At 73.6% G+C, this 17,264-nt stretch carries 15 protein-coding genes; 10 read left to right on the forward strand and 5 right to left on the reverse strand.

Features of this window, described 5'->3' with window-relative positions; translation table 11 throughout:
• Positions 1-10: 10 nt before the first annotated feature.
• Positions 11-1,174, reverse strand: a complete 1,164-nt coding sequence (locus ACIBCM_RS06095; protein ID WP_399240708.1) for an ABC transporter ATP-binding protein — start codon at positions 1,172-1,174, stop codon at positions 11-13.
• Positions 1,175-1,446: 272 nt separating this feature from the next.
• Here ACIBCM_RS06095 and ACIBCM_RS06100 point away from each other — a divergent pair, with 272 nt between their 5' ends.
• From ACIBCM_RS06100 to ACIBCM_RS06110, 3 genes are all read left to right on the forward strand, one after another.
• The gene (locus ACIBCM_RS06100) at positions 1,447-2,745 is read left to right on the forward strand and encodes an alpha/beta fold hydrolase (RefSeq protein WP_399240710.1); all 1,299 of its coding nucleotides are present in this window, start codon (positions 1,447-1,449) and stop codon (positions 2,743-2,745) included.
• Between the two features lie 28 nt (positions 2,746-2,773).
• Complete coding sequence (locus ACIBCM_RS06105) at positions 2,774-3,526, forward strand: PIG-L deacetylase family protein (RefSeq protein ID WP_399240712.1); 753 nt, start codon at positions 2,774-2,776, stop codon at positions 3,524-3,526.
• 78 nt (positions 3,527-3,604) lie between these two features.
• A complete protein-coding gene (locus ACIBCM_RS06110) occupies positions 3,605-4,438 on the forward strand; it encodes an enoyl-CoA hydratase/isomerase family protein (RefSeq protein WP_399240714.1) in 834 nt (277 codons plus the stop codon).
• A gap of 353 nt (positions 4,439-4,791) precedes the next feature.
• Here ACIBCM_RS06110 and ACIBCM_RS06115 read toward each other — a convergent pair whose 3' ends face one another.
• Both ACIBCM_RS06115 and ACIBCM_RS06120 read right to left on the reverse strand, forming a co-directional pair.
• The gene (locus ACIBCM_RS06115; RefSeq protein ID WP_399240716.1) at positions 4,792-5,673 is read right to left on the reverse strand and encodes an SDR family oxidoreductase; all 882 of its coding nucleotides are present in this window, start codon (positions 5,671-5,673) and stop codon (positions 4,792-4,794) included.
• A 212-nt stretch (positions 5,674-5,885) separates the two neighbouring features.
• Positions 5,886-6,713 carry a ribokinase gene (locus ACIBCM_RS06120; protein ID WP_399240718.1) on the reverse strand — a complete coding sequence of 276 codons (828 nt, stop codon included), beginning with the start codon at positions 6,711-6,713 and terminating at the stop codon, positions 5,886-5,888.
• A 791-nt stretch (positions 6,714-7,504) separates the two neighbouring features.
• Here ACIBCM_RS06120 and ACIBCM_RS06125 point away from each other — a divergent pair.
• The 7 genes from ACIBCM_RS06125 (at position 7,505) to ACIBCM_RS06155 (ending at position 15,206) form a co-directional block, all read left to right on the forward strand.
• On the forward strand, positions 7,505-8,059 hold the full coding sequence (locus ACIBCM_RS06125) for a helix-turn-helix domain-containing protein (protein WP_399240802.1): 555 nt from the start codon (positions 7,505-7,507) through the stop codon (positions 8,057-8,059).
• A 292-nt stretch (positions 8,060-8,351) separates the two neighbouring features.
• Entirely contained in the window at positions 8,352-9,314 is a 963-nt protein-coding gene (locus ACIBCM_RS06130; protein ID WP_399240720.1) for an NADPH:quinone oxidoreductase family protein, read from the forward strand.
• A gap of 810 nt (positions 9,315-10,124) precedes the next feature.
• Entirely contained in the window at positions 10,125-11,702 is a 1,578-nt protein-coding gene (locus ACIBCM_RS06135; protein WP_399240722.1) for an ABC transporter substrate-binding protein, read from the forward strand.
• Between the two features lie 59 nt (positions 11,703-11,761).
• The gene (locus ACIBCM_RS06140; protein WP_399240724.1) at positions 11,762-12,727 is read left to right on the forward strand and encodes an ABC transporter permease; all 966 of its coding nucleotides are present in this window, start codon (positions 11,762-11,764) and stop codon (positions 12,725-12,727) included.
• A complete protein-coding gene (locus tag ACIBCM_RS06145; protein ID WP_399240726.1) occupies positions 12,720-13,595 on the forward strand; it encodes an ABC transporter permease in 876 nt (291 codons plus the stop codon). The genes ACIBCM_RS06140 and ACIBCM_RS06145 overlap by 8 nt, the downstream gene beginning before the upstream one ends.
• 41 nt (positions 13,596-13,636) lie before the next feature.
• Positions 13,637-14,560, forward strand: coding sequence for an ABC transporter ATP-binding protein (locus tag ACIBCM_RS06150; RefSeq protein ID WP_399240804.1), 924 nt, complete (start codon positions 13,637-13,639; stop codon positions 14,558-14,560).
• A complete protein-coding gene (locus ACIBCM_RS06155) occupies positions 14,553-15,206 on the forward strand; it encodes an ABC transporter ATP-binding protein (RefSeq protein WP_399240729.1) in 654 nt (217 codons plus the stop codon). The genes ACIBCM_RS06150 and ACIBCM_RS06155 overlap by 8 nt, the downstream gene beginning before the upstream one ends.
• A gap of 179 nt (positions 15,207-15,385) precedes the next feature.
• Here ACIBCM_RS06155 and ACIBCM_RS06160 read toward each other — a convergent pair whose 3' ends face one another.
• Positions 15,386-15,754: a hypothetical protein gene (locus tag ACIBCM_RS06160; RefSeq protein ID WP_399240731.1), complete on the reverse strand. Its 369-nt coding sequence runs from the start codon at positions 15,752-15,754 to the stop codon at positions 15,386-15,388.
• 111 nt (positions 15,755-15,865) lie between these two features.
• Positions 15,866-16,792, reverse strand: a complete 927-nt coding sequence (locus ACIBCM_RS06165; protein ID WP_399240733.1) for a hypothetical protein — start codon at positions 16,790-16,792, stop codon at positions 15,866-15,868.
• Between the last annotated feature and the right edge of the window lie 472 nt (positions 16,793-17,264).

Raw genomic sequence — 17,264 nt, forward strand, 5'->3', positions numbered from 1 at the left:
GGGACAGCGCTTACACGTCCGACACCGAGTCGAACTCCACCGCGCCCCGCGCCACACCCTGCGCGTCCGCGTCCACCGATCTGCGCAGCGCCTCGTGCAGCTTCGCGGGTGTCAGCACCCCCACGAAGCGCGCACCGTCCACGACCGCGACCCAGCCCGCGTCGTGCTGGAGCATCTCGCTGAACGCCTGTTTGAGCGATGCCCCGAGCGGCACCCATGCCTCCATGCGGCGCGCCAGATCGCCGACCGTGCCCGCCTCCCCGGCGATCGTCAGGGCCTCCGCGGAGACCCAGCCGTGCAGATCGCCGTGGCGGCCGAGCACCACGGCCCAGCGCGCGTCCTGTTCGCGCAGCCGGACCGCCGCCGTTCTCGCGGTCTCGTCGAGCCGGGCGACCGGCGGCTGCTCCAGGTCGTCCGCCTCGATCTCGGTGACCGAGAGCCGCTTCAGCCCCCGGTCCGCGCCGACGAACCGCGCCACATAGTCGGTCGCGGGCGCGCCGAGCACCGCCGCGGGGGTGTCGTACTGCTCGATCCGCCCCTGCCCGTACACGGCGATACGGTCACCCATCCGCACCGCCTCCTCGATGTCGTGGGTCACCAGGAGCACGGTCTTGCGTACGGTCGCCTGGAGCCGGAGGAACTCGTTCTGGAGGCGTTCGCGCACCACCGGGTCGACCGCGCCGAACGGCTCGTCCATCAGCAGCACCGGCGGATCGGCGGCCAGCGCGCGGGCCACCCCGACCCGCTGGCGCTGGCCCCCGGACAACTGCGCCGGATAGCGGGGCCCGTACGTCTTCGGGTCCAGGCCCACCAGATCGAGCAGTTCGGCCGCCCGCTCGCGCGCCCGGGCCTTCTTCCAGCCGATCAGCGAGGGGACGGTCGCGGTGTTGTCGAGGACCGTGCGGTGCGGGAACAGCCCGGCCTGCTGGATGACGTAGCCGATCCGGCGGCGGAGCGCGACCGGGTCCGCACCGGAGATGTCCTCGCCGTCCACGAGGATGCGGCCCGAGGTCGGCTCGATGAGCCGGTTGACCATCATCATGGTGGTCGTCTTGCCGCATCCCGACGGGCCCACCAGGGTGACCAGCTCGCCCTTCCCGACCTCGAACGAGAGGCCGTCGACGGCGGTCGTGCCGTCCGGGTACACCTTGCCGACCTGCTCGAACCGGATCATCCCCCCACGCTAGGAGCGACGGGGGGAACGCGCACACGGGTGGCGGCCGTCCGTGTCATCCGGAGTACGGGCGGGGCCGTACGGAGCAGCGGCCGCCGGGACCCACCGGGCCCGCGTCCGGTGCCCGCAGCCACCGCCCCGGCTCGCCCCGACCGGCCCCGGCGTCTCCCCGCGCGCCGCTGACCGCAGGCTTCCTCCCCGGACCCCGGTCGGCTCCCCGGACCCGCCTGTGATCCCATGGGAGGGCGCGACACACAGAACCAGGAGCACCAGTGACCCGCTACCGCCAGCCCGGGATCGTCCTCACCGACCGGCACTTCACCGTTCCGCTCGACCATGAGAACCCCGGCGGAGAGCAGCTGGAACTGTACGGACGGGAGATCGCCGCCGGGTCGCGGGCGGCCGACGAGCTGCCGTGGCTCGTCTATCTGGAGGGCGGTCCCGGCTTCGGCGCCCGACGCTTCGCCGGACGCGAGGGATGGCTGGGCCGAGCCGTCCAGGAGTACCGGGTCCTGCTGCTCGACCATCGCGGAACCGGCCGCTCCACCCCGCAGAACCGCCAGACCCTGCCCGGGCGCGGCGGACCGGAGGCCCAGGCCGGCCATCTTGCCCGCTTCCGCGCCGACAGCATCGTGCGCGACTGCGAGACCGTACGGAAACAGCTCACCGGGGGAGCCCCCTGGAGCGTGCTGGGCCAGAGCTTCGGCGGCTTCTGCGCCACCCACTACCTCTCCACGGCGCCCGAGGGGCTGCGCGAGGTGTTCATCACCGGCGGTCTGCCCTCGCTCGACGCCCACGCCGACGACGTCTACCGGGCCGCCTATCCGCGCATCCGGCGCAGGAACGAGGCGCACTACGCCCGCTATCCGCAGGACGCGGCACTCGCCCGCCGGATCGCCGCCCATCTCGCCGGACACCGGACCGTTCTGCCCACGGGCTACGTCCTGACGCCCGAGGCGTTCCAGTCCCTCGGGATCCTGCTCGGCGGCACGGACGGCAGCCACCGGCTCCACTATCTCCTGGAGGACGCCTTCATCCGGGTCGGCGGGCGCCATGAACTCTCCGACGCCTTCCAGGAAGCCGTGCTCACCACCCTCTCCTTCGCGGGCCATCCCCTCTACGCCGTACTCCACGAAGCCATCTACGGCCAGGGCGGGGCCCCGACCGCCTGGGCCGCCGAGCGCGTACGGGCCGAGTTCCCGGCCTTCGACGCCTCCGCCGCCCTCGATGGGGGCGAGCTGCTGCTGTTCACCGGAGAGACCGTCCACCCCTGGCACTTCGAGGTCGATCCCGCCCTGCGTCCGCTGCGGGAGGCGGCCGAACTGCTCGCCGCGCGCACCGACTGGACCCCGCTGTACGACGCCGGGCGTCTGGCCCGCAACGAGGTCCCGGTCGCCGCCGCCGTCTACCACGACGACATGTACGTCGACACGGGCCACTCCCTGAGCACAGCCCGCGCGGTCCGGGGGCTGCGCACCTGGGTCACCGACGAGTTCGAGCACGACGCTGTCCGGACGGGCGGCCCCCGGGTCCTGGACCGGCTGATCGGGCTTGCCCGGGGGGACGTCTGATCCGGGACCGCCGCCGTATCCTGCGCGCATGAGCGATCCGACGGACAACAGCGATCAGTTGCGACCCATGCCCGACGACTGGCAGCGCGCCCTGGCGGTCGTCGCGCACCCCGACGACCTGGAGTACGGCTGTGCCGCCGCCATCGCCGGATGGACCGACGGCGGGCGGGAGATCGCCTACCTGCTCGCCACCCGCGGTGAGGCCGGCATCGACACCATCGCCCCCGCCGAGTGCGCCCCGCTGCGCGAACGCGAGCAGCGGGCGAGCGCCGCCGTCGTCGGTGTCTCCACGGTGGAGTTCCTGGACCACCGGGACGGGGTGATCGAGTACGGTACGGCGCTGCGCCGGGACATCGCGGCGGCGATCCGCCGCCACCGCCCCGAACTCGTCATCACCCTCAACCACCGGGACACCTGGGGCGGTACGGTCTGGAACACCCCCGACCACCGGGCCGTGGGCCGCGCCACGCTGGACGCGGCGGCGGACGCCGGGAACCGGTGGATCTTCCCCGAGCTGATCACCGAGCAGGGTCTCGAACCGTGGGACGGGGTGCGCTGGACGGCGGTCGCGGGCTCCACGACACCGACCCACGCGGTCGACGCCACCGCGGGGCTGGAGCGCTCCGTCCGGTCGCTGCTGGAACACCGCACGTACATCGAGGTCCTGACGCAGGAGGACCCCGAACAGTACTGCCGCTCCTTCCTCATCGGCACGGCCGAGGCGGCGGGCGCGCGCTTCGGCGGCAGGCCCGCGGTCACCTTCGAGCTGTTCCCGCGCTGACGGCGGGGGTACGCTGCCCTGGTTTCTGATGATGCGTCAGAAGCCTATGCGCGTCGCGGGCGTTCGGGAGGGGTGGCGATGATCGACACACTGGACCGGGAGATCGCCGGGGGTGAGGAGCGGATCCGGCTCGACGTCGAGGACGGCATCGGCCTCCTCACCCTCTGCCGCCCCGGCACACTCAACGGATGGAGCTGGGAGTCCACCCGCCAGCTGGGGCTGATGGCGGACCGTATCCGCTTCGACGACTCGATCCGGACCGTCCTGCTGCGTGCCGAGGGGCGCGCGTTCTGCGCGGGTATCGACGTCACCGCCCCCGGCGGCGGGATCACCGGCCGTACCACCGCCGAGCGGGCCCACCGCTACCAGGAGGGCATCCGCTGGGCGCACGAGCGGTTCGCCGCCTTCGCCGGGCTGCCCCAGCCGGTCGTGGCCGCCGTGCAGGGCTACTGCCTCGGCTTCGGCTTCGAACTGGCCCTGATGGCGGACATCCGCGTCGCGGCCGACGACGCCGTCTTCGCCCTGCCCGAGACCGGTCTCGGGGTCGCCGTCGACGCGGGCGGCGATCTGCGGATCGCCCGCGACGCCGGGGCGGGCTGGGCCAAGTACCTGGCGCTCACGGGCCGCCGTATCGACGCGGCGACCGCCGAACGCCTCGGCCTGCTCCAGCGGGTCGTCCCCGCCGCCGAACTGCCCGCGGTCTCCCGCGCGGTGGCCGGGGACATCGCCGCGAACGCGCCGCTGGCGGTACGGGCCGTCAAACGGGACATCGACGCCTTCGCCGACGCGGGACTGGCGGCGGCACTCGACCGTACGGCGATGAGCGCGGCACTCACCCTGACGTCCGACGACTGCCACGAGGGCTACACCGCGAAGGCGGCACGGCGGACGCCTCGCTTCGGGGGATGCTGAGCGGGGACGGTCCGGCGGGGCTGCCCGGGGTCCCGGGGACGGTCCGGCGGGCCGCCGGGGTTCGCGGCTGTTGGCCGGGGCCGGTGAGTTCGGCCCGGGGCCGCCGGAGGCCCGCGGCCGGCTCGGGGCCGCCGGCCATTCGCCGATGAGCCTTCCGTCCGGTGCGGACGGCGATCCGGGCCACCGGTTTCCGCCGGTGCCGGCGGGAACTGCGGGTTACGGGCGGGGCTGTCGGGGCTCCGGGCCGTCGGCTCCGCCCCGGGAGCCGGTGCCGACCGCGGGTCCCGGCCTCCGCCGGGCTGCCGGAGGCCACGAGTACGCCCAGGCCCCCGGCCGCGCTCCCGTCCGAGGTGTCAGCCTTCGAACGGACCTCGTCCGAGTTGCTCGCGTACCGTCACCACCGGGTCGTTCACCAGGGTGCGCCGCTGCCAGTTCGCGCCGTCCACCACCAGGGTGTGGCCCGAGATGAACCGCGCGTACGGTGAGGCGAGGAAGGTGGCCGCCCAGCCGATCTCCCGGGGGCGGCCCACCCGCAGCGCGGGCTGCCTCAGGTCCTTGTCCCCGGCCCGGTCGAGCCCGCCGCGCAAATCCGCCGTCATGTCCTCGTGCGGGACCAGCCCCGGCACAAGGGCGTTGATCTGGATCCCGTACGGCCCCCACTCCACGGCGAGCGTCTCCACCATGCTCCGCACCCCCGCCTTGGCGGCGGCCGAGTGCACATACCCCGGGCCGCCTGTCCAGGCGTAGGAGGCGCCCAGACTGACGACCGACGCCGGGGTGCCCGCGAGAAGATGCCTGCGGCCGAACTCCCTGGTCATGAACCAGGTGCCGCTCAGTGTGATGTCCACGACCGCCCGCCAGCCGCCCTCGGTCAGGTCCTCCGCGGCGACGGGGAAGTTGCCGGCCGCGTTGTTGACCAGGACATCGGGCAGCCCGATCGCGGCCTCGGCGGCGTCGAACACCTCCGCGATCCGGCCGGGCTCGCGTATGTCGCACACGGCGGCCGACACCTGCCCGCCGAACTCCGACAGTTCCTCACGGGCGGCCGTCAGCCGGTCGGCCCGGCGCCCCACGAGCATCAGGTCCGCGCCGAGCCGGGCGAACTCACGGGCGATGGCCCTGCCCAGCCCGGACCCGCCTCCGGTGACGAGGACGCCCCGCCCCTCGAAGGTGCCGTCGGGCAGTGCGGCGGCGCCGAGGGGCGGGGGCGCGGGAAGGCCGGAGCGTTCGGTCATGCCCGCATGCGTAGCCGCTCCGCGCGCAGACGTCCAGGCCCGTGCACCGGATTCCGCGCCCGGGCTCCGGAGGTGCCGTCGCACGGCCCGGACCGCCCCGCTCGCGCCCCCGCGCCACGATCCAGGGCTCGGCGGGGAACTTTCAGCGGCCGGAGCCCCTGGGCCGGCCTTCAGGGGCCGTGGAGTGCCTCTCTCCCCGAGTAGGCGCCCCGTCACGGCCGCGCGGCCCCCGCCCGCATCGCGTACGAGGTGGCCGTCGCCAGGTCCTCGCCCAGCCCGAGGCGCCACCCCAGCGCCGCGGTGAAGGCGTCCCCGGCACGCGGGCCCGGCACCAGGGCACACGTCCGGCTGCGGCCGTCGGCGACCATCGCCCCCGCCGCCCCCAGGGTGAGCACCACCGCCCGGGGACCGCGCGACAGCAGCCCGAGTGCCCAGTCCCGCGGCTCCAGCCCGGCTCCGGTCCCGAGGAGGGTCCGGGCCTCGTGCTCATTGACGATCAGCGGGTCGCAGGCCGACAGCACCTCGGCGGGCAGTGCCGCCGGGGGAGTGGCGGTGAGCATGAACCGGCTCCCCGGGGACAGGGTCCGTACGATCTCGGCCACCGTGTCCAGGGGAATCTCCAGCTGTACGGAGACCACCCGGGCGGTCCGCACCAGCTCCCGGGCGGCACGGACGTCGGCGGGTGACAGACGGCGGTTGGCCCCGGGGAAGGACACGACGCTGTTGTCACCCGACGGGTCCACCGTGATGAGCGCGACCCCGGTCGGCGCTCCGCCCACCTGGACCCCCTCGATATCGACCCCGGCGGCACGCTGGGACTCCAGCAGCATCCTTCCGTGACCGTCGTCACCGACCCTCGCCAGCAGGGCGGTGCGGGCTCCCAGCCGTGCGGCGGCGACGGCCTGGTTGGCGCCCCGGCCGCCGGGGTGGACGGCGAGGGCGGTGCCGAGCACCGTCTCGCCGGGGCCGGGCCGGCGTTCGACGCCGACCATCAGGTCCGCGCCGGCCGATCCGACGACGAGCAGGTCGTGGTCACGCATCCGCTGTTTCCCTTTCTGAACGGAGCGACAGTGATTCACCGCGGGAGTGGCGCCCGGCGGCCGGATGCCCGGCGGGAGGGCGCCCGGTACCCCGCGACCGGCCGGCCGCCTGCGTCCGGGCGGTGCCTGCGAAGGGGCCGGTCCCTGCGAACGGCCGGTTCCGCCCCGGTCCTTGGAGCACGCGGCAGATGCCGGGCGCCCGACCCCGCCCGTTCGGGAATGTCGCCGGGCACCGCTCGCGGGCGAGTGACGAGCGGGAGCGGGAGAGTGGCGCGGGCGAGCGGGGCCCCGTCGAAGGCCGCCGTCGCGCAGGTGCGCAGGTGCGCGGAACGAGGGCCCGGCGTACGGATGACGACGGTACAGGTGCTCCGGCAGCCCGCCGGTTGTCTGGCTGATGACGCTCTGGCCCTCCGGTACGCGTCGGTCCCCGCGCACATTGGAGTCGATGACCCACCGGCGGGGCAAGGGCCTGACGGGAACCCGCCGACGGTCCGCCCCCTCGGTCGCCGATGTGCCGGATTGACATCTCGCCTTGCCGATTCTGCAATGGAGCCATGGCCGACAAGGACAAGGACAAGGACAAGGGCAGGCCCCGGGGCGGGCGCGCGGACAGGCTCCGGGAACAGGGCGCGGACCAGCGGAAGGGCAAGCACGCGGACGAGCGCGGTGATGGGCGCCGCTCCGACCGGCGCCCGGCAGACGGCGGGGCTCCCGGAAGGCCGGCCGCCGGAAAGTCTCCCGCCCGGCGCGCCGGCACCCGTACGGAGGCGAACGCGCCGCTCGACACCGTACTGAACGAGGTCGGCCCCCGGCTCCGCAGGATCAGAAGGGAGCGCGGCGCGACCCTGGAGGCGCTGTCCGAGGCCACCGGGATCTCCGTGAGCACCCTGTCCCGGCTGGAGTCCGGTCGGCGTCGCCCCAGCCTCGAACTGCTGCTGCCCATCGCACAGGCCCACCGGCTCCCGCTGGACGAACTGGTCGGCGCGCCGCCCGTGGAGGACCCGAGGGTGAGGTCGAAGCCGATCGTCCGGAACGGCCGTACGATGCTGCCGCTCACCGGCAGGCTCGGCGGGCTCCAGGCGTACAAGGTGGTGCAGCAGCCCGGCGGCCCCGGCCCCGACCCCCGGTCGCACGAGGGGTACGAGTGGCTGTACGTGCTCTCCGGGCGGCTGCGGCTGGTCCTCGGCGAGCACGATGTCGTGCTCGGGCCGGGGGAGGCCGCCGAGTTCGACACCCGGGTCCCGCACTGGTTCGGCACCGCCGACGACACACCCGTGGAGATTCTGAGCCTCTTCGGCCCGCAGGGGGAGCGGATGCACGTCCGGGCCCGGCCCAAGCGCGCCTGAGACACGCCGTAAGCCCCGGGCCGTCCCGCCGGTGCCCGTCCCGCCAGCGTTCGTCCCGCCCCCGGCGAGCCTTCGCCGCGTTGCCGGGGCACCCGGGTACGGGCCCTGTACGAGGGCGGCCCGACACCCTCGTGACGGGACGTACCGGGCGCCGAAGTCCGCGCGCTCCTGGGATGGACCACGCCCGGATGGCGACGCGGGTCACCGCGCCCGGGGGTTCCGGTACGGCAAGCGGCTGCTTAGCATGCGTCGCGAGCACAGTACAGCCGATGGTTTGTGGGAGGCCCCGGACATGCAGGCATGGCAAGTGCACCGGCACGGTGAGCCGGCCGAGGTGATGCGGCTCGAAGAGGTGGAGAGGCCGCGTCCGGGCGAGGGGCAGCTGCTGCTGAAGGTCCGTGCCGCGAACGTCAACTTCCCCGACGCACTGCTGTGCCGGGGCCAGTACCAGGTACGGCCCCCGCTGCCGTTCACCCCCGGTATCGAGATCTGCGGCGAGACCGAGGACGGCCGCCGGGTCGTCGCCGGCGCGGTACTGCCGCGCGGGGGACTCGCCGACTACGCCCTCGCCGACGAGTCGGCGGTCCTGCCCGCTCCGGAGTCCCTCGACGACGCCGAGGCGGCGGCCCTCCACATCGGCTACCAGACCGGCTGGTTCGGGCTCCACCGCCGTGCCGGACTGCGGCCCGGCGAGACCCTGCTCGTCCACGCGGCCGCCGGAGGGGTCGGCAGTGCCGCCGTCCAGCTCGGCAAGGCGGCCGGGGCCCGGGTCATCGGTGTCGTCGGTGGCCGGGACAAGGCCGCCATCGCCCGCGAGCTGGGCTGCGATCTGGTGGTCGACCGCCGTACGGACGATGTCGTCGCCGCCGTCAAGGAGGCCACCGGCGGCCGGGGCGCGGATGTGATCTACGACCCCGTCGGCGGGGACGCCTACGCCCAGTCCGCGAAGTGCGTCGCCTTCGAGGGGCGGATCGTCGTCGTCGGCTTCGCCAGCGGGGTGATCCCCACTCCCGCGCTCAACCATGCCCTGGTGAAGAACTACTCCGTGCTGGGACTGCACTGGGGCCTGTACCGGCAGCGGGACCCGGCCGCCGTCCGCGAGTGCCACGGGAAGCTGACCGAACTGGTTTCCCAGGGCGTGATCAAGCCGCTGATCAGCGGGCGGTTCGCCATGAAGGAAGCGCCCGACGCCGTACAGCGGGTGGCCGACGGTGTGACGACCGGCCGTGTCGTGGTCCTCCCGGAAGGCGCCTGACGGCCTTCGGGGCTGCCGTACCCCGCGACGGGGCCGGGAGACTCCCCTGGGACCCGGCCAGCCCGAGGTCACCTCGGCCGCGCGCCGGGCGGTTCCCGCGCCGGACTGCCCTCGATCCGGGGGACTTCACCATCGCGTGACCGCCCGCACCCGGCCCGAGCCGAACGGCTTCCCGAGGGAAAGTCCCCGGCCACGGCCTCGCGGCGGCCCACCTGGGCTCGCGGGCCCACCCGGGGGCCCGGGCCCCGGCCCCCCGGCCCGCGGGCCGCGGTCGGCCCGGGTTTGCGGTGCGGCCCCGGCCCGGTCCCGGAGCCGTATCCCCGCCCGCGCGGCGGCCGGGACACCGGGGATCCTCGCCGGGCACGTCAGCGCCCGGCCTCCCGGAACCGGTCCCGCCCGAAGCAGGACACGGCCCCCGTGCCCATTGCCCCCGGCCGCGTGCCCACTGCCCCGGCACCAGCCCCCGTCCCCGCCCGTTGAACCCGGTCGGCGGGCCCGGGAGTGTGTCCCATCGCACGCCCGCCACCGGCACCGCCCGGACGCCCCCGCATCCGTGCCCCTTCGTGCGTCAAGTCCGCCCGGATCGCGGGCCGTTGGTCCGGCGGGCACCAGGCGGACCCGGCGGGGCCGGCCGGACCCCGGGCGCCCCGGGCCGGAGAGGCCCCCGCCCGCCCCAGGCCCATGTATTCAGCACCCATTTCATGCTGTTTAATTGCGATGCGTTCGCAATAACGGTTGATCTTCATTAGGGGTGTGGGTGCTGTGTCCGCTCGATCCGGCCGATCGGCCCGTCCGAGCCGTCGTATACGGGTGCCGGCCGTCTGCGCGCTGGCCGTCACACTGACCGCGGGCGCCGCGGCCTGCTCGAACCCGGGCAGCGGCACGGCCGGCAAGAACGGCGCCAAGGACTCGGCGGTCGTCGGAATCGCCACCGAGCCCGAGAGCCTGAGCCCGCTGCTCGGCTTCGGCAAGGACGGCAACTCCAAGATCTTCGACGGACTGCTCGCCCTCGACACCGATATGAAGCTCAAGCCCGCGCTCGCCGCCGCGCTCCCGGAGGTCAGCGCCGACGGCCTGACGTACACCTACCGGCTCCGCGAGGGCGTCACCTTCAGCGACGGCAAGCCGTTCGGCGCCAAGGACGTCGTCTACACCTACGAGACGGTCCTGGACGCGAAGACGAACAACGCCTCCAAGTCCGAACTCGACGCGATCAGGGAGGTGAAGGCGACCGGCGACGACACCGTCGTCTTCACGCTCAAGTACCCCTACGCGCCCTTCGCCCACCGCACCGTGCACCCCATCGTGCCCGAGCACATCGCCTCGAAGCAGGACGTCAACAGCGGAACCTTCACCACACGGCCCGTCGGCACCGGCCCCTACATCCTCACCGGCTGGTCCAAGGGCGAGAAGCTCACCTTCAAGGCCAACCCCTCCTACTGGGGCGGCGAGCCCGAGGTGAAGAAGTTCACCATGGCCGTCATCAAGGACGACGACGTCCGCGCCACCCGGCTGCGCGCCGGGGACCTCGACGGAGCGATCCTGCCGCCCAACCTCGCCGAGGGCTTCAAGAACGACTCGTCCAAGAAGACCCACGCGGCCACGACCTACGACTACCGGACCGTGACCCTGCCGACGCACAACAAGGTCACGGGCGATCTCGCGATCCGGCAGGCACTCGACGTCGCCGTCGACCGCGGGACCATGGTCGACAAGATCCTCGAAGGCGCCGGAAAGCCCGCCTACGGTCCGGTGCCCACCGACAGCGAGTGGTTCGCCAAGGGCACCGAGCGCACCTACGACCCCGGCCGGGCCAAGGAGATCCTCGACGCGGCGGGCTGGAAGCCGGGCGGCGACGGGATCCGGGTGAAGAACGGCGTACGGGCCGAGTTCCCGCTCTGGTACCCCTCCGGCGACAAGCTCCGCCAGGACCACGCCCTCGCCTACGCCTCCGACGCCAAGAAGGCCGGCATCTCCATCAAGACCCAGGCCGGCACCTGGGAGGTCATCGAGCCGAGGATGAAGAGCGACGCCGTCCTCGCCGGCGGCGGCTCCCCCGGAGACCCCGACTTCGACCAGTACCTCCTGCTCACCTCCACCGTCGCCGGGGACGGCTTCAACAACATGGCCTGGTACAGCAACCCGGCCGTGGACCGGGCCCTCGTCGAGGGCCGCCGGAGCGGTGACAAGGCCGAGCGCAAGGCCGCGTACGACACCGTCCAGCGCGAACTGGTCAAGAACCCCGGCTACACCTTCCTCACCCATATCGACCATCTGTACGTCGTCGACGACAGCTGGGACGGACTGTCCACCCAGGTCGAGCCGCACGAGCACGGGCTCGCCTCCGGCCCCTGGTGGAACGTCGAGGACTGGACTCCCAAGAAGTGACCACCGGCCTCACCGAGAGGCGGACGGCGCCCCCGCGGCGCCGTCCGCCCTGGGGTCCGATGGCCCGGATGGCGGGCCGCCGGGCCCTCTTCGCCGTCCCCGTCCTCCTGACGGTGACGTTCGGGGTCTTCGCCGTCGCCGCGGCCTCGCCCTTCGACCCGGTCAAGGCGTACACCGGAGTGGCCGGGATGACCGCCACCCAGGAGAACCTCGACCAGATCCGTGCCAACCTCGGTGTCGACCAGCCGCTCGTCACCCGATGGTGGAACTGGCTGACCTCCGCGCTCCAGGGCGACCTCGGCGACTCCACCGTGCTGCGCCAGCCCGTCGCCGATGTGATCGGCGAGCGCGTCGGCTGGTCCGTGCTCCTCGCCACCACCGCGTTCGCCGTCGCGATCCTGCTGGGCACCGCCCTCGGGGTGCTGGCTGCGCGCAGGCGGGGCGGCTGGCTCGACCGTGCCGTCAGCTCGGCCGCGTACACCCTCGAAGCGGCGCCCGCCTTCTGGCTCGGACTGCTCGCGATCTGGTTCTTCGCGCTCGAACTCGGTGTGCTGCCCGCCGGCGGGCTCACCGACACCAGCAGCGATGTCGTCACCTTCGGCCAGGTGGCCTCCCATCTGGTGCTGCCCGCCGCCGTCCTCGGGATCAGCCAGCTGCCCTGGTTCTTCCTGTACGTACGCCAGGGCGTCGCCGACGCCCTCGACGAGGACCCCGTGCGCGGGGCGCGCGCCCGGGGGCTCAGCGAGCGTTCCGTACTCCTCGGCCACGCCCTGCGCTCCGGAATGCTGCCGATGCTCACCCTGATCGGCTCCCGCGTTCCCGAACTGATCACCGGAGCCCTGCTCGTGGAGACCGTCTTCAGCTGGCCCGGCGTCGCCGCCGCCACCGTCGAGGCCGCCACCTCGGTCGACTTCTCCCTGCTGGCGGCGCTCACCGTCCTCGCGACCGCCGCTGTCCTCGCCGGCAATCTCCTGTCCGACCTGCTGTACGGACTCGCCGACCCGAGAGTGGGCTTCGATGGCTGATGTCGCCGACCGCGTATGGCACTCCCACGGGCGGACCCGGCGCTCCACCCGGACGGTACGGTTCGGCGTCTCCGCCGTGATCGTGGCCGCCGTCGTCCTCGCCGTGCTGCTCGTGCCGCCGATCGTGCAGCTCGACGAGCAGGCCGTCGACCTCTCGCAGAAGCTCCAGGCGCCCTCCCCCGCCCACCCCTTCGGCACCGACGACGTCGGCCGGGACCTGCTGCTGCGCTGTGTCTACGGACTGCGGATCTCCCTCCTCGTCGGACTGGTCGCGGCGCTCGTCGCCACCGTCGTCGGCACACTCGTCGGCGCGGCGGCCGCCGCCTTCGGCGGCTGGACCGACCGGATCGTGATGCGGCTGGTCGACACCTTCTCGTCCGTGCCGCACCTGCTGCTCGGCATCTTCATCGTGGCGATGTTCCGCCCCGGGGTCTGGCCGGTGATCGCCTCCGTGGCGCTCACCCACTGGCTCTCCACCGCCCGGATCGTCCGCTCCGAAGTGCTGTCCCTGCGCTCACGCCCCTATGTCGACGCGGCCGTCTCCGGCGGCGCGTCCCGGCTGCGGGTCACCGCCCGCCATCTGCTGCCGGGCGTCCTCCCGCAGGCGGGTCTCGCGGCCGTGCTGATGGTTCCGCACGCCATGTGGCACGAGTCCGCGCTGTCCTTCCTCGGCCTCGGACTGCCGACACACCAGGCGAGCCTCGGCAACCTCGTCCAGTCCGCGCGCGGCTCCCTCCTCGCCGGGGACTGGTGGCCCACCCTCTTCCCCGGTCTGTTCCTGATCATCCCCACCCTCGCGATCGCGGGCCTCGCCGGAGTGTGGCGGGAACGGATCAATCCGCGCCGCCGATCGGAGCTGATGCTGTGAGCACCGTGCTGTCGGTACGGGACCTGTCCGTACGCTTCCGGATGCGCGGCGGACGCCATGTCGCCGCGGTCACCTCGGCGGACTTCGACCTCGCGGCGGGCCAGTGCCTGGCCCTCGTCGGCGAGAGCGGCTGCGGGAAGTCCGTCCTCGCCTCCGCGCTCCTCGGGCTGCTGCCCGGCAACGCCCAGACCTCGGGCACCGCGACCGTCGGCGGCACGGAACTCCTCGGCGCCGGCGAGCGCACCCTCGCCCGTGCGGTACGGGGCCGGCTCATCGGACTCGTACCGCAGAGCCCGGCCGCCCATCTGACCCCGGTACGGACGGTGGGCGCCCAGATCGAGGAGACCCTGCGCGCCCTCGCCGGCACCCCGCGGAAACAGGCGCGCGAGGCCGCCGTCGCGGCGGCCGAGCGGGCCGCGTTCCCCGCCGACCACCTCGACCGCTACCCCCATGAACTGTCCGGCGGTCTTGCCCAGCGGGCCGCGACCGCGCTCGCCCTCATCGGCGGAGCGCCCCTGCTGCTCGCCGACGAACCGACGACCGGACTCGACCGCGACCTCGTCGACCGCACCGTCGACGAACTGCGCCGGCACACCCGGGACGGCGAGACCGCCCGCGCGCTGCTGATGATCACCCACGATCTGGCGGCGGCGGAACGCATCGCCGACCGGGTGGCCGTGATGTACGCGGGCCGTATCGTCGAACTCGCCGACGCCCGCGACTTCTTCGGCGCGCCCGGCCCCCGCCACCCGTACGCCCGCGGCCTTCTGGACGCCCTCCCGGAACGGGACTTCACCCCCATACCCGGGCTGCCGCCCGAACTGGGCGATCTGCCGGAGGGCTGCGCCTTCGCCGCGCGCTGCGACCGCGCGACCGGGCGCTGCGGGACGCTCCCCGCTTTCGAGAGCGGCGTGGCCTGCCACCATCCGGCCGCCCTGCCGGAGAAGGAGGCCCGGCGTGCTTGAACTCCAGGCGATCACCGCCGGTTACGAACCCGGCCGTCCGGTCGTACGCGATGTCTCCCTCACCCTCGCGCCCGGTGAGGCCGTCGGGCTGCTGGGCCCCAGCGGCTGCGGCAAGTCCACACTCGCGCGTGTCGCCGCGCTGCTGCACCGCCCCACCTCCGGCCGGGTCGTCATCGACGGCGAACCCGCCCGCGGCTGGCGGCACACCGCCCCGCGCGAACAGCGCACCGCGTTCGGTGTCGTCTTCCAGCAGCCCCGTCTGTCCGCGGACCCCCGGCTGTCCCTGCGCGATCTGATCGCCGAGCCCCTGCGGGCGACCGGCCGGCGCACCGAGGCCGCCGCCCGCACGGAGGAGCTGGCCGGCGCCGTGGGTCTCACCGGCGAACTCCTCGGCCGCCGCCCCCACGAGGTCAGTGACGGCCAGCTCCAGCGGGCCTGTCTGGCACGGGCCCTGGCGCTGCGCCCGCGCTGGCTCGTCTGCGACGAGATGACGGCGATGCTCGACGCGTCGACCACGGCGGCCCTGGTCCAGGTCGTCGAGACCTACCGCCGCGAGGAGGGCGCGGGCCTGCTGGCCGTCGGCCACGACAAGGTCCTCCTCGAACGCTGGTGCAGCCGAACCATCCACTGGCCGGCTCTGAGCTGAGGGCTGTCCGGGACGTCCGGCGCACATCTGTGCCGAGCCCCCGGGATCACCCGAGCCAGGTGCGAGGGGTGCGATCGTCCGCCGGGCCGCCATCGCGAACACCCCGGCGCGGGCTTCGCCGAAGCCCGCGCCGGGGCGCGGTCAACGCCGTGCTCCCGGCCCCGCTGCCCTGTTCCCGGTCAGTTGTCGACGACCGGATAGCCGTGCCAGGGGCCGTAGAAGTTGGTGCCGCTGTAGGGGTTGTCCTCGACCACTCGCAGATCGACCAGATAGCCGAGGTTCAGCGACTCGCTCTCGCAGTGCCCGTAGGTGACCGGGGTGGCGGTCGTGTAGTTGCTGAGGGAGTTCACGTAGTAGTAGTAGCCGACCCATACGGAGTGGTTGTCGTCCTCGGCGTCGCAGTACGTGAACCAGGTCCCGTCGTAGGAGTGCGTCGCCCAGTCGTCACCCTGGTAGACGGCGCTCGCGCCGGCCGGTGCCGCCCACAGCCCGGCGGATGCCGCCGTGAGGGCCAGGGCACTCAGCGCCGTGATGATTCTGCGTCGCATGTTTCGTGTCTCCTCTCGGTCGCTTTCTGTCGCTTTCCCGTTGCCGGTCGGGCCGACCGGCGGCTCGCCCTCACCCGGCTCCGGTCCCCCCTCCCGCGAGGGACCGGAGCCTTACGGCCGGGTGGAGAGCGCTTCGGCGACGTTCCGCGCCCGAACGTCCTTGAGGCGCTTCAGCCGGCCGAGCTCGGTGGTGTGACGGGAGATCAGGTCCCGTTGGTACCGGGACGTGACCTCCACGAGGACGGGCAGATACCCCGCCTGCCGCTGGCAGCGCACATCGGCCGCGGCCACGGCGAGTTCCCGTTCGCCGGGGGCCTCATCGCGCTGCCAGCGGGCGTCGTGAGCCGCGGCGTACGGTGATGTGTAGCCGTGGCGGTGGCCGGCACCGGTCATACAGGTGCGCCACTCCTTGAGGACCGCCGTGAGCCGGGGGTCCCGGGCGCTCGCGGCCGTTGCCTCGTCCGCCAGACGGCCGGGCAGGTTCCGGTCCGCCTGAGGAGCACCCGCCGCGAGCCGCCCGGCCGCCTCCGACCTGCATCCGTTCCGCGGAACGGGCTTGTCCGCGAACTCCGTGGCCGTGCCGTGGAGCACCTTCTCCACATCGCGGGGCACGTCCGCATGCCGGGCCAGCAGCTTTCTCACCCGGGGGTTGTGTGTGCTCCAGTCGGGCGCGTGGTAGCCGTATCGCTCCGCCTGCCGGGGGTCCACCACCCCGAATCGTGTCGCCCGCTCCGAGAGCACCATGCGCCCGCCGGTCTCCAGGGCGAGGGCGTCGGGTCCCTCCCAGCGCAGCCCGTAACGGGTCAGGCAGGCGCGTTCCAGCGTCGCCTGAGCACGGTCGGAGCGCGCCTGTTCCTCGGGCGAGGGCAGATAGGCGTCGAGGGGAAGGGCGTTCCCCGGCCGGGTCGGGGGCGCGGGAGCCAGTGTGGCGGGTGCGCTCCCCTCACCCGGCTGTCCGGTTCCCGGCCCGCTGCCGCATCCCGCCAGGAGGAGTACGAGAAGTGTCGCGGCTCCCGCCGCCCGGCTGCCGTGTCGCATGGTGCTCCCCCGTCTTCCCGCGGTTCGGCGTGGGCACCGCTCGGCCGGAGGGCCGTGCGTGGTGCTTCCGCCCGGTGCCGGCGGCGCATCCGGCCGGGAGGAATCCGCTCGGGCGAGCGGATGTCCCCTGCGCGGAGTTCCCGGCCCTGGCCCTGGTCGGCCGGTGTGCCACTCGACATCGAGAATGCGGGTGCGGCGGTGGGACGTACATGGCAACGCGTGCACACTGTCTGCCGAATCGTGCACACTCCCCGGCACTCGCCGGTGTTCGGGGGCGGTGCCCGGGTGCGGGGGCGCGACCGCCCATGGGGCGACTCGGGGTTTCGCGGCGGGTGCCGTCAGGGAGCCGGCTCCGGGCGTGGGGCCCGGGGTGTGTGGGCCCGGTCCGGGCGCACGGGGACGCCGCCGTGTCACAGAAGAGCGTGCGGATCACGCGGTAGCGGAGCCACAGGACGGCCGGACGGGCCGGGGA

The sequence above is a fragment of the Streptomyces sp. NPDC051018 genome (genome assembly GCF_044456085.1).
Classification (GTDB): Bacteria; Actinomycetota; Actinomycetes; order Streptomycetales; family Streptomycetaceae; genus Streptomyces.

Excerpts from the sequence above, each read along its gene's own strand:
- ACIBCM_RS06095 (WP_399240708.1), bottom strand. The coding sequence starts at position 1,174 with ATGATCCGGTTCGAGCAGGTCGGCAAGGTGTACCCGGACGGCACGACC.
- ACIBCM_RS06105 (WP_399240712.1), top strand. The coding sequence starts at position 2,774 with ATGAGCGATCCGACGGACAACAGCGATCAGTTGCGACCCATGCCCGAC.
- ACIBCM_RS06110 (WP_399240714.1), top strand. The coding sequence starts at position 3,605 with ATGATCGACACACTGGACCGGGAGATCGCCGGGGGTGAGGAGCGGATC.
- ACIBCM_RS06115 (WP_399240716.1), bottom strand. The coding sequence starts at position 5,673 with ATGACCGAACGCTCCGGCCTTCCCGCGCCCCCGCCCCTCGGCGCCGCC.
- ACIBCM_RS06120 (WP_399240718.1), bottom strand. The coding sequence starts at position 6,713 with ATGCGTGACCACGACCTGCTCGTCGTCGGATCGGCCGGCGCGGACCTG.
- ACIBCM_RS06130 (WP_399240720.1), top strand. The coding sequence starts at position 8,352 with ATGCAGGCATGGCAAGTGCACCGGCACGGTGAGCCGGCCGAGGTGATG.
- ACIBCM_RS06140 (WP_399240724.1), top strand. The coding sequence starts at position 11,762 with ATGGCCCGGATGGCGGGCCGCCGGGCCCTCTTCGCCGTCCCCGTCCTC.
- ACIBCM_RS06145 (WP_399240726.1), top strand. The coding sequence starts at position 12,720 with ATGGCTGATGTCGCCGACCGCGTATGGCACTCCCACGGGCGGACCCGG.
- ACIBCM_RS06150 (WP_399240804.1), top strand. The coding sequence starts at position 13,637 with ATGCGCGGCGGACGCCATGTCGCCGCGGTCACCTCGGCGGACTTCGAC.
- ACIBCM_RS06160 (WP_399240731.1), bottom strand. The coding sequence starts at position 15,754 with ATGCGACGCAGAATCATCACGGCGCTGAGTGCCCTGGCCCTCACGGCG.
- ACIBCM_RS06165 (WP_399240733.1), bottom strand. The coding sequence starts at position 16,792 with ATGCGACACGGCAGCCGGGCGGCGGGAGCCGCGACACTTCTCGTACTC.